15 protein-coding genes are annotated in these 15405 nt (G+C 75.5%); 8 read left to right on the plus strand and 7 right to left on the minus strand.

The genetic code is table 11. From position 1 onward, the window contains the following. Positions 1 to 81: 81 nt before the first annotated feature. From V6U77_RS10965 to V6U77_RS10995, 7 genes are all read left to right on the plus strand, one after another. Positions 82 to 1080 (plus strand): helix-turn-helix transcriptional regulator, encoded by a 999-nt coding sequence (locus V6U77_RS10965; RefSeq protein ID WP_334606151.1) that lies wholly within the window; start codon positions 82 to 84, stop codon positions 1078 to 1080. Further along, positions 1077 to 2129 carry a helix-turn-helix transcriptional regulator gene (locus V6U77_RS10970; protein WP_334606152.1) on the plus strand — a complete coding sequence of 351 codons (1053 nt, stop codon included), beginning with the start codon at positions 1077 to 1079 and terminating at the stop codon, positions 2127 to 2129. Before V6U77_RS10965 ends, V6U77_RS10970 begins: the two co-directional genes overlap by 4 nt. A 10-nt stretch (positions 2130 to 2139) precedes the next feature. After that, positions 2140 to 2388: a hypothetical protein gene (locus V6U77_RS10975; RefSeq protein WP_334606153.1), complete on the plus strand. Its 249-nt coding sequence runs from the start codon at positions 2140 to 2142 to the stop codon at positions 2386 to 2388. 208 nt (positions 2389 to 2596) lie between these two features. Then, a complete protein-coding gene (gene tatA, locus V6U77_RS10980; RefSeq protein ID WP_334606154.1) occupies positions 2597 to 2923 on the plus strand; it encodes a Sec-independent protein translocase subunit TatA in 327 nt (108 codons plus the stop codon). A gap of 18 nt (positions 2924 to 2941) precedes the next feature. Further along, positions 2942 to 3895 (plus strand): twin-arginine translocase subunit TatC, encoded by a 954-nt coding sequence (gene tatC / locus V6U77_RS10985; RefSeq protein ID WP_334606155.1) that lies wholly within the window; start codon positions 2942 to 2944, stop codon positions 3893 to 3895. A gap of 723 nt (positions 3896 to 4618) precedes the next feature. Further along, positions 4619 to 5212 (plus strand): response regulator transcription factor, encoded by a 594-nt coding sequence (locus V6U77_RS10990; protein WP_334606156.1) that lies wholly within the window; start codon positions 4619 to 4621, stop codon positions 5210 to 5212. A 133-nt stretch (positions 5213 to 5345) separates the two neighbouring features. Beyond that, positions 5346 to 5927, plus strand: a complete 582-nt coding sequence (locus V6U77_RS10995; RefSeq protein WP_334606157.1) for a response regulator transcription factor — start codon at positions 5346 to 5348, stop codon at positions 5925 to 5927. A 24-nt stretch (positions 5928 to 5951) separates the two neighbouring features. On the opposite strand, the gene V6U77_RS11000 is transcribed toward V6U77_RS10995, so the two are convergent. The 5 genes from V6U77_RS11000 to lanKC all read right to left on the minus strand — a co-directional run bounded on the left by V6U77_RS11000 (position 5952) and on the right by lanKC (position 12511). Next, positions 5952 to 7793: an ATP-binding cassette domain-containing protein gene (locus V6U77_RS11000; protein ID WP_334606158.1), complete on the minus strand. Its 1842-nt coding sequence runs from the start codon at positions 7791 to 7793 to the stop codon at positions 5952 to 5954. Then, on the minus strand, positions 7790 to 9520 hold the full coding sequence (locus V6U77_RS11005) for an ABC transporter ATP-binding protein (RefSeq protein ID WP_334606159.1): 1731 nt from the start codon (positions 9518 to 9520) through the stop codon (positions 7790 to 7792). Before V6U77_RS11005 ends, V6U77_RS11000 begins: the two co-directional genes overlap by 4 nt. Before the next feature lie 73 nt (positions 9521 to 9593). Further along, positions 9594 to 9713 carry a SapB/AmfS family lanthipeptide gene (locus V6U77_RS11010; RefSeq protein WP_089003486.1) on the minus strand — a complete coding sequence of 40 codons (120 nt, stop codon included), beginning with the start codon at positions 9711 to 9713 and terminating at the stop codon, positions 9594 to 9596. A 71-nt stretch (positions 9714 to 9784) separates the two neighbouring features. Continuing rightward, entirely contained in the window at positions 9785 to 9904 is a 120-nt protein-coding gene (locus tag V6U77_RS11015) for a SapB/AmfS family lanthipeptide (protein ID WP_089003486.1), read from the minus strand. A 6-nt stretch (positions 9905 to 9910) separates the two neighbouring features. Then, a complete protein-coding gene (lanKC, locus tag V6U77_RS11020) occupies positions 9911 to 12511 on the minus strand; it encodes a class III lanthionine synthetase LanKC (protein WP_334606160.1) in 2601 nt (866 codons plus the stop codon). A gap of 224 nt (positions 12512 to 12735) precedes the next feature. Between lanKC and V6U77_RS11025 the strand changes: the two genes are divergently transcribed. Continuing rightward, positions 12736 to 13671, plus strand: a complete 936-nt coding sequence (locus V6U77_RS11025; protein WP_334606217.1) for a diacylglycerol kinase — start codon at positions 12736 to 12738, stop codon at positions 13669 to 13671. A 108-nt stretch (positions 13672 to 13779) separates the two neighbouring features. Here V6U77_RS11025 and V6U77_RS11030 read toward each other — a convergent pair whose 3' ends face one another. Together V6U77_RS11030 and V6U77_RS11035 are read right to left on the minus strand one after the other, a co-directional pair. Beyond that, positions 13780 to 14490 (minus strand): TetR/AcrR family transcriptional regulator, encoded by a 711-nt coding sequence (locus V6U77_RS11030; protein ID WP_334606161.1) that lies wholly within the window; start codon positions 14488 to 14490, stop codon positions 13780 to 13782. 60 nt (positions 14491 to 14550) lie between these two features. Continuing rightward, a complete protein-coding gene (locus V6U77_RS11035) occupies positions 14551 to 15324 on the minus strand; it encodes an HAD family hydrolase (RefSeq protein ID WP_442934412.1) in 774 nt (257 codons plus the stop codon). Positions 15325 to 15405: the final 81 nt, after the last annotated feature.

Consider the following 15405-nt stretch of genomic DNA (forward strand, 5'->3'; position numbering starts at 1 on the left):
CGGGCCGGCGGTCGCGACGCGCAGCACGTCCTGCCCGCGTGGGTGCACGGACGCGGCGGGTGGGCTGCTAGCGTCTACCGCGTGTCGCGGACCCGCACCGAACGCCTGGTCAACCTGGTTATCTGCCTGCTGTCCACGCGACGGTTCCTGACCGCCGCGCAGATCGCCGCGACCGTGCCCGGCTACGAGCACGATCCGGACGACGCGCGTGACCACGAGGCCTTCCAGCGCAAGTTCGAGCGGGACAAGGCCGAGCTGCGTGAGCTGGGCGTGCCGTTGGAGACGGGGACGGCGAGCGTCTTCGACGCCGAGCCGGGCTACCGGATCGCCCACCGGGAGTACGCGCTGCCCGACATCCCCCTGGAGCCGGACGAGGCCGCCGCGGTCGGCATCGCCGCCCGGCTGTGGCAGCACGCCGGCCTGGCCGCCGCCGCCTCCTCCGGGTTGGCGAAGCTGCGCGCCGCCGGCGTCGACGTGGACCCGCAGGCCACCCTGGGCCTGGAGCCGATGGTGACGGTGGACCCGGCGTTCGCGCCGCTGACCGCAGCGGCCCGGGACCGGCGCGAGGTCCGCTTCGACTACCGGGTGCCCGACCGCGACGATCCCACCCGTCGGCGTCTGCAGCCGTGGGGCGTGGTCTGCTGGCGGGGCCGCTGGTATGTGGTCGGGCACGACCTCGACCGCGAGGCGACCCGCTGCTTCCGGCTGTCGCGGGTGGTCGGCGCGGTCCGGGCGACCGGCGAGCCCGGGGGCTACGAGCCGCCGGCCGGCGTCGACCTCATCAGCCACGTGGCCCGCTGGTCGGGGCCGACGGAGCGCACCGGGCGGGCCACCGTGCTCGTCGCCGCTGGGCGTGCCGCCGGGCTGCGCCGCTGGGCGGTCGACGTCACCGCCGGCCCCGACGGCGACCGGCTCGTCCTGCCCTACGCCGACGCGGACGTCCTCGCCGGCCAGCTCGTCGGCTACGGCCCCGACGTGCGGGTGCTCGACCCGCCGGAGGTGCGCGACGCGGTGATCCAGCGACTCAAGGAGATCGCCGCCCGGCACGAGGACCTCACGGTCGCCGGGGGTGTCCGGTGACCCGCCCGGCCGCCCGGGGCGGCTCCCGCGCGTCGGCCGACCGGCTGGCCCGGCTGCTGAACCTGGTGCCCTACCTGCTGGCCCGGCCCGGCATCGAGCTCGCCGAGGCGGCCGGCGACCTGGGCGTGACCGAGCGGCAGCTGCGCGAGGACCTGGAGCTGCTGTGGGTGTGCGGGCTGCCCGGCTACGGCCCGGGCGACCTGATCGACATGGCCTTCGACGGCGACCGGGTGACGATCACCTACGACGCCGGCATCGACCGGCCGCTGCGGCTCACCCCCGACGAGGCTCTCGCGTTGGTGGTGGCGCTGCGGATGCTCGCCGAGACGCCGGGGGTGACCAGCCGGGAGGCCGTCGAGCGGGCGCTGGCCAAGATCGAACACGCGGCCGGCGACCTGGTGGCGGCGCCGGTCGAGGTCCGGCTGCCCGCCGACACGCGGCAGGTGGAGCAGCTGCGGGCGGCCGTCGAGAGCGGCCGGGCGCTGCGCATCACCTACTACACGGCCGCGCGGGACGAGACCACCGACCGGGTCGTCGACCCGCTGCGGATGCTGATGGTCGGCGGGCGGGCGTACGTGGAGGCGTGGTGCCGGCGGGTCGAGGCGGTGCGGCTGTTCCGGGCCGACCGCATCGACGCCGTCACCGAGCTGGCGGAGCGGGCCGTCGTGCCGCCGCAGGCCCGCCCGCACGACCTCAGCGAGGGCGTCTTCCGCCCGTCGCCGGACCTGCCGCTGATCACCCTGCGGATCGGCCGGGGCGAGCGGTGGCTGACCGAGTACTACCCGTGCGAGCGGGTCGAGGCCGGCGACGGCGACGACTGGCTGGTCTCGCTGCGCGTCACCGACCTGGGCTGGGCCCGCCGGTTCGTGCTGGGGCTGGGCCCGGGCGTGACCGTGGTCGCCCCGGCCGAGCTGGCCGAGCAGGTGGGGGCCGCGGCGGTCGCCGCCCTCGACGCGTACTCCGCACCGGTGCCGGCTGTCGCCCGCGCGGCGGACGCGCCGCGGACGGCGGCCCCGGCCGACCCGGCGCTGAGCGTGGGCACCCAGTAGGCTGGCCGGCGTGGTGAAGTGGATCGTGCTCGCGGTGGTGCTGTTCGCGCTCGTCGTGTTCGTCCTGGCCCTGCGGCCGGTGCTGGCGCGGCTGCCCCGGCTGCGCCGTGCGGCCGTGGCGCTGCAGCGCCGGGCGGGTGAGGCGGAGGCGCTGCGGGAGACCGCCGAGACCCTCCAGGCGCGGGCGGAGGCCCTCCAGGAGCAGCTCGACACCACCCAGCGGCGGATGGCCGTGATCAAGGCGAAACGCGGCGGCTGAGCGATCGGTGCCCGGTTCCTGCGCGAACCGGTGCCGTTGTACGCAGGAACGATCCTTCGACAGACGGTTGACGGGACGTCCCGCGTTGGTCAAGACTTCACCGGCCGGGACGAACCACCACCACCCGGCGGGTGGCAGCGGCCGTCGGCGGACGTACGATGGGCTGCGGTACACCCCTCACGACGACACAGAGCGACTGGAGCTTCCCATGGGTGCCCTCAAGCCGTGGCACATCGCCGTACTCGTGGTCGTGCTGATCCTGCTCTTCGGCGCGAAGCGGCTCCCCGACGCGGCTCGTTCGCTGGGCCGGTCGCTGCGGATCATCAAGGCCGAGACCAAGAGCCTGCACGACGACGACCGCGACCTCGCCGACAAGGCCGACGCGCAGTCCGGCTACCAGCCGCTCCCGCCGCAGACCGTCCAGGGCCAGGCGTACGCGCCGCCGCCTGCCGGGCCGCAGCCGCACGTCGCCCCGCAGCAGCAGCCGTACGCACCCCCGGTCAACGACCCGGCGCAGCGCGTCCGCGACAACTGACCGAAGGGCCCGAGACCCGTGGCCTTCGCCCTCAAGAAGCGCGGCCCGAGCAACTTCGAGCGGGCCGCCGACGGCTCGATGACGCTCGTCGAGCACATCCGCGAGCTGCGCAACCGTCTGTTCAAGGCGTCCCTGGCGATCCTGGTCGGCTTCGGCTTCGGCATCTGGCTCGCCGGGCCGGTCCGGATCCTGCTCTCGAAGCCGTACTGTGACCTGCCGGCGTCGATCGACATCGCCAGCGGCAAGTGCAAGTTCGTGCAGCTCGGTGTCGCGGACGTCTTCCTGCTCAACCTGAAGATCGGGCTCTGGGTGGGCTTGATCATCGCGGCCCCGGTCTGGCTCTACCAGCTCTGGGCGTTCATCGCGCCCGGCCTGCACCGGAAAGAGCGGCGCTACGCGTACGTCTTCACCGCGCTGGCCGCGCCGCTGTTCGCGGCGGGTGCCCTGCTGGCGTTCTTCGTCACGACCAAGGGCCTGGAGTTCCTGCTCAACATCTCCGGCGACGACATCGCCACGAACCTCGAGGTCACCCGCTACATCTCGTTCGTCACCAACCTGATCCTGCTGTTCGGAGTGGCGTTCGAGTTTCCGCTGCTGGTGTTGATGCTGAACTTCGTCGGCATCGCCAGCGCGAAGCGGCTGCTCAGCTGGTGGCGGATCGCGGTGTTCGTGTTCTTCGCGTTCTCCGCCGTGGTCACGCCGACCCCCGACCCGTTCGGGATGACCGCGCTGGCGCTCTGTCTCTGCGCGCTCTACTTCGCGGCGGTCGGTGTCGCGTTCCTCAACGACAAGCGCAGGGGACGCGGCAAGGAGGTCTACGCCGGCATCGGCGACGACGAGGTGTCGCCGCTGGAGTTCGACCCCGAGCCGGTGGAGGCCGGGCAGCGGGTGGACGCCAGCGCGCCGGTCACGGCCCCGGAGCCGGTCGCCGCGCCCGCGCCGATCGACCGCCGCTACGACGACATGACCTGACCGGCCGGTCGTCCACCTCTCACACGTCGGACGAGCCCTCCTTCACCGGAGGGCTCGTCGCCGTCGACGGTGGTCTCCCGCAGCGCCTCCGCCTCGCGCGCCCGGCGTGGCGGCGCCACGACCGCACGTAGCGCACCTCGCGCCCGCCGTCAGCACCCAGTCGGCAATCCGTCACCAGGCATCCATGAGCTGCGATCGGGTAAGCAGATCTTTACGATGTGTCGACGTGTCCGACGAGGGAGGTCGCTGTCCAGTGCGTCGCCCGAGGTTCCGTCGTCCGCCCGTCACCGCGCCGGAGGCCCCCCGCCCGCCCCGGCGACGCGGGCCGCGCGTCGCCGTGCCGGGCGGGGGCGGCGTCGCCCGCGTGGCGTGTCCGACGAGCCGTTCCCGGTGCGTGGCCACCGCCGGCGCCCCGGCGCCGCCCGGCCAGCCCGCCGACCCGTCGCCCGTGCCGCTGGCCGCCGGCGGGCCGCTGCCCGCTTCGGCTGACGAGTCTTCCGGGGTGAGTGCCCGCCCCGGCTGAGTCCCAGGTAGGTCCACGGCGACCGTCCGGCCCGTTCCGCCGGTCGCCCGGAGCCAGGCCACACGTTTTTCCTGATCGTCGGTCGTCGACCTGTCGCGAGCCGTACCCGTCCTCACGTCCGGCCGGCCCGCACAGTCCCGTCAACGGGACCCGTCGTCGCCCCCCACCCCCCAGATCGGAGCTACGCGTTGATCCGCGTCGTGGTTGTTGAGGAGATGGGCCTGCTGCGCACCGCGCTGTGCGCGGCCCTGTCCAGCGAGGACGACATCGAGGTCGTCGCCGAGGTGACCGGAGTGTCCGAGTTGCCGGCGCTGGTGCGTCGGCACCGCCCTGACGTGGTGCTGGTGGACCTGGCGCCGGACGCCCCGCACCCGGTCGAGGCCGTCGCCCGGATCACCAGGGCGGCGCCCGACACCGCCGTGCTGGCCATGGGCCGGCGGTGGAGCCAGAGCATCGTCGGGGACCTGCTGGCAGCCGGCGTTCGGGGGCTGGTCGGCAAGGACGCCTCCCTGGAGGCGCTGGTCGACGCCGTACGCGAAGTGGCAGCCGGGGGAAAGGTCATCGACGCCGACGCCGCCGTGACGGCGCTGCGCCCCGCGTCGAGCCCGTTGACGCGTCGGGAGGTGGAGGTGCTGCGCGTGGCCGCGGAGGGCGTGCCGCTCAAGGAGATCGCCCACCGGCTCTATCTGGCGCACGGGACGGTGCGCAACCACCTGTCGGCCATCATGCGCAAGACCGGCGCTCGCAACCGGATGGAGGCGGTGTGGCGCGCCCGCCGCGCCGGCTGGATGTAGCGCGTCCGGGTGCCGCCATCGCCTGCCCGCGTGTCCACGCCGGACGGAGGCGGCCGCTCGCCGAGCGAAATCCATCACTGCGTGTTTGAATTCTGACGGTCCGTGATCTACCTGACGATGCTCCGGAGGGTCAATGGTGATCCGCACGTTGCTCGCTCTCGACGGTGCCCTGGTCCGTGGCGCTCTGTCGCTCGTCCTCGCCGCCGAGGCGGACATCAGCGTGGTGGCGGAACTGGACCGGGGCGACGCCCTGCCGCCCGCGGTCCGGACGCGGCGTCCCGATGTCGCGGTCGTGGACCTCGATCTCATCGGCGACACGGGCGTGCCGGGGCAGTGCCCGTTGCTGGTGCTGGCCGACCGCCGTCGGGCCTGCAGCCTGCACCGGGTCTTCGCGCCGGGGCGCACCGTCGGGATCCTCGGCAGCGACGTCTCCCCGCACCGGGTGCTGGACGGCATCCGGCGGTTGGCGCGGCGCGAGTCGGTGGTCGACGCCGACCTGGTGATGGCGGCGCTGAGCCGGGACAGCCCACTCACCTCGCGGGAGACGGAGATCCTCGACCTGACCGCGGCCGGCGCGCCGGTCGTGGAGGTCGCCCGGGCGCTCGGTCTGGCACCCGGGACCGTGCGCAACCACCTCGGCAGGATCGCCCGCAAGGCGGGCGCGCGCACCAGGGTGGAGGCGGTGCGCGTCGCCCGCGAGGCCGGCTGGATCTGACGGCCGCCCATTGGCGGCCGATGGTCAGGGCCGACCGAGCGGCACGCGGGCCGCGGGCACCGGGTCCTCCCAGTGCCCGACCAGCTCGCGGTAGATGGGCGAGCGGGTCAGCAGGTCGTCGTGGGTGCCCACGAGCGGTCGGTCGCCGTCGAACACCAGCACCCGGCGCGCCCGGGTCGCCGAGCTGATCCGGTGCGCGATCACCACCAGGGTGCCCGGTCGGCGGGCGAAGGCGTGCTCGACGGTCGCCTCCAGGGTCGGGTCGAGGTGACAGGTCGCCTCGTCGAGGATCACCAGCGGCGCGGGAGCCAGGTAGGCCCGGACCGCGGCGACGAGCTGGCGCTCCCCGGCGGAGAGGGCGGTGGGGTCGACCTCGGCGTCGAGGCCGCCGAGGCGGGACACCAGGGGATCGGCGCCGAGGGCGCGCACCGCGGCCAGGACCGTCGCGTCGTCGACGTCGGGGTACAGGTAGCGCAGGTTGTCGCCGACGGTGCCGCTGCGCACGTACGCCTCCTGCGGCACCAGCACCCGCAGCCGGGCCAGCGCCTCCGGGGCCGTGCCGGCGACCGGCACGCCGGCCAGGTGCACCGTGCCCGACTCCGGCGGTACCAGCCCGGCGACAAGCGCGGCCAGGGTGGACTTGCCGGCGCCGCTCGGCCCCACCACCGCCACGTGTTCGCCGGCCGTCACCGTCAGGGTGAGGTCCGCCAGGACGGGGCGGGCGTGCGGACCGTACCGGAAGGTCAGTCCGCGCAGGGCGACCGCCGGCGGGCCGGCGGCGTCCGGCGCCGGGCGGGTGCCGCCCGCCGGGGCTGCGGCGCGGCGTGGCGGCGTGGCGGGGACCTGGGTCGGCAGGGGGGCGACGTCGCAGGCCGCGGCCTCGGTGGTGCTCGGGCGGGGGCCGGGAGCCGGGGGCGGGCTGGTGCGCAGGATCCGGCCCAGGGTGACGGCGTAGCGCAGGCCGCCGCCGCCGACGCCCTGCACCACCGCGTGCAGGGCGGGTTGCAGGCCGGTGGTGACGTAGACCAGCGCGCCCAGCACGGCCCCGGCGCTCAGCCCCTGCCGGACGAGCCACGGCGCGGCCAGCAGCAGCACCGCCACGGGCAGCCAGCCGCCCACCCCGAGGCTGAGGCTGCGCAGCGCCGCCATGCGGGCCAGCGTCCGCTCCGCGTCCGCCTGCGCCGTGACCCGGCGGTCCACGTCGGACACGACGCGCTCCTGTGCGCCGCAGGCGACGACGTCGCGATGCCCGGCCAGCGCCGCCGCGGCCGCCCGGCCGAGCCGCTCGCCGGCGGTCACCTGCGCCCGCTGGTGCGCCACCATCGCCGGCAACGACGCCCCGAACACGACCAGGCCGACCACCAGCGGGGCGGCCACCGCGCCCGCCAGCGGCGGGGCCAGGGCGAGCAGGCCGAGCAGCGCCGCCCCGGCGGTGAACAGGAACCCGCGGACCACCAGCACCAGCCCGCCGAAGGTGTCCCGGACCACCTCGACCTGGTGGGTCAGCCGGGCGACGGTGGCGCTGTCCGCCCGGCCGCCAGCCCGGGTGGCGTCGCGAAGCGCCCCCCACACCACCCGGGTGGCCAGCTCGTCGCGGAACGGCTCCACCACGGCCCCCAGGCTGCGGTACACCTGGCCGGCGGCCGCCGCGCCCACCAGCACGGCCGCCGCGAGCCCGGCCAGCCAGGCCAGGCCGGTGCCGAACTGGCCGGCCAGGAAGCCCCGGTCCACGGCACGCGCCACGAACACCCCGCCGAGCAGCGCCGGCAGGGCCTCGACCGCCGACCAGGCGGCCAGCCGGCCCAGCGCCCGACGGCGGGCCCGCAGCGCCGCCCAGGTGGTCCGGCGTACGCCCGGGCCGCTCATCGGGCGTCCCCGCCGGGCGCGAAGACCGCCCGGTAGGCCGGGTCGGCCCAGAGCCGCCGGTGCGGCGCCACGGCCCGCAGCCGCCCGTCGTCGAGCCACGCCACCAGGTCCGCCGCGGCCGCCGTCGTCACCCGGTGGGTCACCACGAGCCGGGTACGCCCGCCGGCGCCGGCCGTGACCGCCCGGGCGATCCGGTGTTCGGTGGCGGTGTCCAGGCTGGAGGTGGCGTCGTCGAGGACGAGCAGCCGCTCGGCGGGGAACGCGCGGGCCAGCCCGAGGCGCTGTGTCTCGCCGCCGGAGAACGGCGCGTCCGTCAGCGGGGTGCGGAAGCCCTCGGGCAGCCGGGCGACGACGTCGGCGACCTGCGCGGCCCGCGTGGCGGCCAGCACCGCGGGGGTGGCCGGGGCGGCGTCGGCGGGCGGTCGCGCCGATCCGGCGGGCAGCCCGAGCCCGATCGCGTCGTGCACCGTCTCGCCGACCAGGACGGGCCGGTCGAAGGCGTGGCCGACGGCCCGGCGCAGCGCCGGCGGGCCGAGCCGGCGCAGCGGCACCCCGTCCAGCAGCACCTCGCCGGCGTCCGGGTCGTGCAGCCGGCCGGCCACCGCGGCGAGGGTCGACTTGCCGGAGCCGGAGCGCCCGACGACGGCCACCGTGGCGCCCGCCGGGACGGTCAGGTCTATTCCGTCGAGGACCATCCGCCCGTCCTCGGCGCGCACGCCGACCCCACGCAGCCGCAGTTCGCCCTGACCGGGCGGCAGCGGCTCGGAGCCCTCGGGGCGTACCGGGTGGGCCAGCGGTTCGGCGATCCGGCTGGCCGCCGCGCGGCTGCGCACCAGCCGGTTCAGCGTGGCCAGCACCGCGCCGAGCCCGGCGCCGAGGGCCGCGTACTGCACGGCGGCGACGAGCTGGCCGGGGGTGAGCCAGCCGACGGTCAGCGCGTACCCGCCGACGGCCACGACGGCCACCTGGAGCAGCGGTCCGACGGCGGCGGTGCGGGCGCTGGCCCTGGCCAGCAGCCGCCAGCTCAGCAGGCCGTACCCACGCAGCTCCGGCAGGGCCGCCAGCACCCGGTCGCGTTCCCGGTCGGCGGTCGCCGCGGCGGCGATGGTGCGGGCCCCGCCCAGCGCCTCGAGCAGTCGGCCGGCGATGTCGCCCAGCACCCGCTGGTAGCCGGCGACGGCGGCGGAGGCGTCGGCGACGAAGGCGCGCATGAGCAGGGTGAGCAGGACCAGACCGGCGAGAAGGGTGACGCCGAGCAGCGGTTCCAGCAGGGTGAGCGCCACGACGCTGCCGGCCGGGGGCAGCAGCGCGACGACGCCCAGCACCACGGCGGTGCCGGCCTGCCCGGCGTCGGCGGCCTGCCCGACGAGCCGGCCGACCAGGTCGCCCACCGGATGGCGGCGGACGGTGCGCACGTCGCAGGCGAACAGGTGACGCAGCAGGCGCCGGCGCAGCCGTGCGGTGGCCCGGGCCGCGCCGTATCCGCTGGCCACGTCGCCGAGGATGTCGGTGGCCATGAGAACGGCGATCAGGCCGCAGGCGGCGGCCGGCCACCAGGTGCCGCCGTCGCCGGTGACGGCGGCGTCGACCGCGAGCCCGAGCGCGGCCGGCAGGGCGAGTTCGGCGGCGGCGCCGGTGAGCGCCACCGTGCCGAGCAGGACCGTCCAGCCGCCGCCGTCGCGGACCACCCGCCGCAGCAGCTGGTCGGAGCCGGTCGGCGTCCGCATTGGCCCTCCCGCAGAAGACGTGCGGCCCTGGGCGGACACGTCCATCCGCCCAGGGCCTCGCGTGACGATCCGATCAGTTGCAGGTCGTGACGGACAGCGAGCTGTCGCCGCAGAGCAGCAGGCTCGCCCGGCTGCCACCGCCGGTACGGTCGGCGGGGGCCATCTCCATGCCCTGGAGGTCGAGAAGCGCCATGTCGAGTCATCTCCTTCTGTGCTGGTCGGTCAGGTGGTCTTGCCCTGAAGTCGCCGGTGAAGGCGAACGGATCAGTTGCAGGTCGTGACGGACAGCGAGCTGTCGCCGCAGAGCAGCAGGCTCGCCCGGCTGCCACCGCCGGTACGGTCGGCGGGGGCCATCTCCATGCCCTGGAGGTCGAGAAGCGCCATGTCGTGTCACCTCCTTCCGTGCTGGTCGGTCGGATCGGTCGCCCTCGCCGAGGCGAGGGAGTCGGGGGCGCCCGCCAGGGGCGCGAGGAACGGCAGGCTCACCGGGGCGTCGGGCCGCGCGGCGGCCAGCACCAGCAGCACGCCGGCGGTGCCGGTGCCGAGGTCCATGGACAGCCGCAGCAGCTGCTCGCCCGGGAAGGCGGTGCCGTCGCGGTAGGGCAGGGCGTGCCAGGCCAGCCGGGCCACCTGGGCGTCGCGTTCGCGGCACCGCTGCGGATCGTCGGGGTACGCCGCCAGGTAGGCCACGATCCCGGCCCGCCCTGCGAAGAGGCCGGACTGCGCGTAGAACGGGGACCGGGCGGCACGGCGTACGCCGGCGCTGGCCTCGGCGAACCGCTCGTCGGCGCGGTGGCGCAGGTACTCGTCGAGCACCAGCCCGATGCCGACGCTGCCCTGGCCGAGGTAGGGCATGGTGCGCCAGCCCTCGTTGACCTCCAGCGCGCCGTCGGGGCGTACCACGCAGCGGCGCAGGTCCTGACGCAGGGCCGTGGCGGCGTGCCCCAGCAGCGCCTGCTCGCCGGTCAGCTCGTGCAGCCGCACCATCAGCAGCGCGGGTCCGGTCCGGCCGCGCAGCAGTCCGGCGTACGGGTTGCGTCCGCCGCTGATGTCCGGCCCGGGGTCGTCGGCGAGCTGGTCGACCACCCGCTCGGCGGCCCGCCAGGCCGCGTCGCGCAGGGCCGTCTCGCCGGTGCGCCCGGCCAGCTCGGCCAGGTTGAGCGCGATGCCGGACAGGCCGCCCGAGAGGCTGTGGTCGAGGCCGTCCAGCGGCTGGCGCAGGCAGATGTCGAGCACGTCGAGGGCGTCCTGCCGGCGGCCGAGCGCCTCCAGGGCGTACGCGACGCCGTGCAGGCCGTCGTAGAAGCCCAACCGGGTGCCGGAGGCGGGTGTCGTGGCATGGCGGACCAGCCACTGCTCGTGTTCCGGCCACCGCCCGGCGCCGCTGACGTGCAGGGCGTACAGGACGCCGGCGGCGCCGTGGGCGAGGTTGAGCCCGCCGCTGCGGAACTGCTCGATGTCGCCGGGGAAGAGCCGGTCGTCCCGCTCGGGTGTCGCGCTGGCGAGGATCGCCCGGGCGAGCCGGTCGCGGTGGGCCGGTCCGACGTCGACGGTGAGGTCGCGCGCCGGCTCGGCGTCGGTCGGGGGCGCGCCGGTGATCTCCCGTACGGCGTCGTCGAGCAGTTCCCTCGGCACCGGGAAGTGGTCGGCGATCACGTCGGCGAGGTGCGCGGCCTTGTCCGGTCCGAGCCGGACGAGCTGGGTCAGCGGCAGGAACAGCGCCAGCCGCAGGCAGGCCAGGGCGTACCGGTCGACGGCGGGCCCGGTGCGGTCCCGGGGGGCGGCGAAGCCCTGGTTGCGCAGACCTGGCCGGCGGTGGCCGTCGATCGGCGCGGCGACCTCGAAGTCGACCAGCGCGATCCGGTCGTCCGGGCGGACCATGACGTTGAACAGGTGCAGGTCGCCGTAGACCAGGCCGCGGTCGTGGATCGCCGTGACGACCTGCTCGACCTGCCGGTGCACGTCCAGCGCCCACCGGGTGTAGTCGGCGCGGTCGGCGTCCGTGGCGTCGGCGTCGATCAGCGGGTACCGGTCGACCAGGACCTTGTTGAGCGAGCGGCCCTCGATGAACTCCAGCGCGAGGAACCGGTGCTCGCCGAGGGCGAACTCGTCGTGCACCCGGGGCACCTGCGGCAGGTCGGCGAGCCGGCGCAGCGCGTCGGCCTCCCGGGCCAGCCGGGCGACGGCGTCGTTGCCGTCGGCGTCGAGGCCGGCGTGCGGCCGGGCCTCCTTCAGCACGACCTGGGTGTCGGTGCGCACGTCCCGGCCGACGTAGAGGCCGCCGCCGTTGGAGAAGTGGATGACCTTCTCGACGCGGTACGGCACCTCGTCGGTGCTGGTGGCGTTGCGGGCGGCCAGGTGCGGGCCGAGGAAGTCGGGCAGCGTCACCCAGGACGGGACGTGGAACACCGGGTCGCGACGGTCGGGCACGAGCGTGCCCGTGTCGTCCTCGATCGCCGGGACCACCTGGCCGTCGGGGGAGTGGCAGTAGCGGGCGGCGAAGCCGCCGTAGCGCACGTGCACCGGGCCGGCGCCGTGGCGCAGGTCGCTGAGGATGTACGGGCCGGGCTCGCCGGCGAGCAGCTCGTCGAGCTCCTTGCAGACCAGCTCGAGCTCCGCGTCGTCGCGGGGGTAGACGGTGACGAACTTGCCGCTGGCCGCCCGGGAGGCGTACTTGGAGTTGCGCATCAGCAGGGTGCGCGGGCCGCGGAGGAACTTGAAGGACAGTCCACGCGGGACGCAGTAGTCCCAGACGGTGTCCAGCACCCGCTCCGCGTTGTCGAGCGTCGCCGACACGTGGATCTTCCAGCCCTGCTGGGGCAGCGTGCCGCCCTCGGGGGCGTAGATCAGCCAGTCGTCCAGCGGCTCGGAGCGCCAGCCGTCGGGGACGGGTCGCTGCGCCGCCGCGAACGTCGGCTGCTCGACCGCGCTGCCGAGGGAGTCGTAGAAGAGCCGGTCGGCGGCGCAGTAGCTGTCGTAGCGCTCGTCCACCGTGACCACTCCCTCCGCTGTTCGGTCGATGCCTTCGACCTGCTGACGGATATGAGTCTGTCCGTTCGGGCCATGGCGGTTCCAGTGCGTTCAGTCATGACGACGGATGCGTGCCGCACGGTCGGCCATGACAAAAGTCAGTTGCGCCCGAGGTGTGCGGTGCGCCATGTGTGCCCCACCGTCGCGGGGCGGGCGGTGCGCCCACCCCGGCCGGGGGCGGTACGGTGCTCGCCGTGACCGCAGACGATCACCCCTCCGTCACCGGTGACGGGCCCGTCGCCGTGCTGGCCAACCCGGTCGCCGGTCGGGGCCGGCACCGAGGACTGCTGCCGCAGGTGCTGCACCGGCTCGCGGCCGCCGGCCGGCCGGTACGGCTGTTGCGTGCGCGTACCGCCGACGAGGCCGAGGTGGCCTGCCGCGCCGCGGTCGACGACGGCGCGTCGGCCCTGGTCGCGGTCGGGGGCGACGGCACCGTGCACCGCGCGCTGCAGGCAGTCGCCGGCACCTCCGTCCCGTTCGGCCCGGTGCCCGCAGGCACCGGCAACGACTTCGCCGCCGACACCGGCTTCCCGGTGGACCCGCTGGCCGCCGCCGACGTCATCGCGGCGGCGCTGCGCGACGGCCGCACCCGCCGCGTGGACCTGGCCCGGATGACGGGGGCCGACGGCACACAGCGTTGGTACGGGGCGGTGCTCGCCGCCGGCTTCGACGCGATCGTGAACGAGCGTGCCAACCGGATGCGCTGGCCGAGCGGTCCGCGCCGCTACGACCTGGCGATCCTGGTGGAGCTGGCCCGGCTGCGCCCGCGCCGCTACACGCTGCGCCTCGACGGGGTGTCGCACGAGGTCGACGCCGTGCTGGTGGCGGTGGGCAACTGCGCCAGCTACGGCGGCGGCATGCGGATCTGCCCGGACGCGGACCCGACCGACGGCCTGCTCGACGTGGTGGTGGGCGGCCGGTTCGACCGGCGCACCCTGATGCGGGTCAAGCCGCGCATCTACCGGGGTACCCACGTGACCCACCCGCTGGTGCGCAGCTACCGGGCCCGCACCGTCGAGCTGGGCGCCGAGGGCATCACCACGTACGCCGACGGCGAGCGCTCCCTGCCCCTCCCGCTGACCGCAACCGCCGCCCCCGCCGCCCTGCACCTCCTCCGCTGACCCCCGCCCTCGGCGTCGATCATGCAGTTGTGGTGCCCCGCACAAGTCGTGTAAGCGGGCAGAACCGGCACCAGAAGTCCATGATCGACGCCACGGGGGTGGGGTGGGTCAGGAGGGGGTGCGGGTTATGCGGTCGAGCCATTCGGCGAGCAGGGTGCGTTCGGCGGTGGTGAGGTCGGTGGCGAGGGTGTCGAGGGCGGCGCGCAGCGCCACCGCGTGCCGGACCGGGCGGTCGGTGCGGGAGGTGGCCCGGGCGGCGGCGGAGTCGGTGACCAGGGCGGCGAGCATCGCCTCGCGGGTGCGGGTCGACAGGGCCGGGTCGCGTCGCGGCGGTGGGGTCCGGATCAGGGTGAGGGTGACCCCGCAGGAGCTGGCGTGCAGCATCTCTGTCGCCTCGTCGACGCCCGTACGCAGCCGGCCCGCCTCGGCCACCCGGTGCACGAGCTGACGCAGGATGTCGGCCGCGACCCGGGCCGCGGTCGGGGTCTCGCCGGGATGCGGGTCGGCGTACATGAGGGCGTGGAACGCCGGGTTGGCCACGCCGAAGCCGACGTGCAGGTCCCAGCCCCGGCGCAGGTCGTCGACCGGGTCGCCGGCGGGGTCGGCCGTCGCCTGCCCGTGCAGGAAGGCGGCGAAACCGTAGCTGGCGGCCGCGTCCAGCAGGCCCCGCATGTCGCCGAACTGGCGGTAGATCGTGGGTGCCTGCACCCCGGCCGCCCGGCTGACCGCGCGGGTGGAGACCGCCTCCCGGCCGCCCTCGGCGAGCAGCGCGGCGGCGGCCCGGACGATACGGTCCCGGGGTGACGTCTCGGTGATCATGGCAGCGACGATAACGTCTTCGCGTTAGCGTGTGGTGTTAACGGCGCTGTCGGGCGGTGGTTAGCTCTGATTCTCGACCCCGGCCAGGTCCAGCACGGCACCCAAACCGTTGGCCCGACCCGCCTCGGCGGCCGGCAGCACCAGCACCGCGCACCCGGCCGCGACGGCCCCGGCGTCGGCCGGGGTGTCGCCCACCATCAGGGTCCGCTCCGGGTCGACGCCGAGCATCCCGCAGGCGCGCAGGAAGATCCCCGGGTCCGGCTTGCAGCGCCCCACCTCGTACGACAGCACGAACGCGTCGACCAGGCCGGCCAGCCCCCAGGCCTCGAAGTGCGGCCGGATGTCGAAGCCGATGTTGCTGACCACGGCCACCCGGACGCCTCCCGCCCGCAGCGCGGCCAGGGTCGGGGCGGTGTCGGGGTAGGGCACCCATCCCTCGGGCACCAGCACCCGTTCGTAGAGCGCCTCGGCGAAGCCCTCGATGCCCGCGTCCACGGTCTCGGCGAGCCCCGTGTAGGCGCCCCGGTGGGCGTGCGGGTAGAGGTCCCGGTCGGCCCACAGCTCGCTCAGCCGGGGCGGCACCCGGGCCGGCAGCGGCCCGCCGGCGCGACCGGCGGTCAGCAGCCGGTCGGCCAGCGCGGTGGCCCGCATCCGCTCGAGGGACACCCCGCAGGCGGCCGCGGCGGCGAGCACCCACTCCCGGGGCTCCTCCACCTGGGCGAGGGTGCCGTGGAAGTCGAGCAGGACCGCCTCCACCGGCCGACGGGACGGGCCCGGGTCGACGGCGTCGTCGGCACCGCGCGAGACGTGGGGCGGTTCGGCATGATCCGGCACGTCGTGCACCCTACCGACCGCCTGGGACGCCCTCGCCGGTCGGTCTTGTCCGGTGGCTGTCGGCGGCACGCATTAATCTTG

The sequence above is a fragment of the Micromonospora sp. CPCC 205546 genome (genome assembly GCF_036902715.1).
GTDB lineage: Bacteria > Actinomycetota > Actinomycetes > Mycobacteriales > Micromonosporaceae > Micromonospora.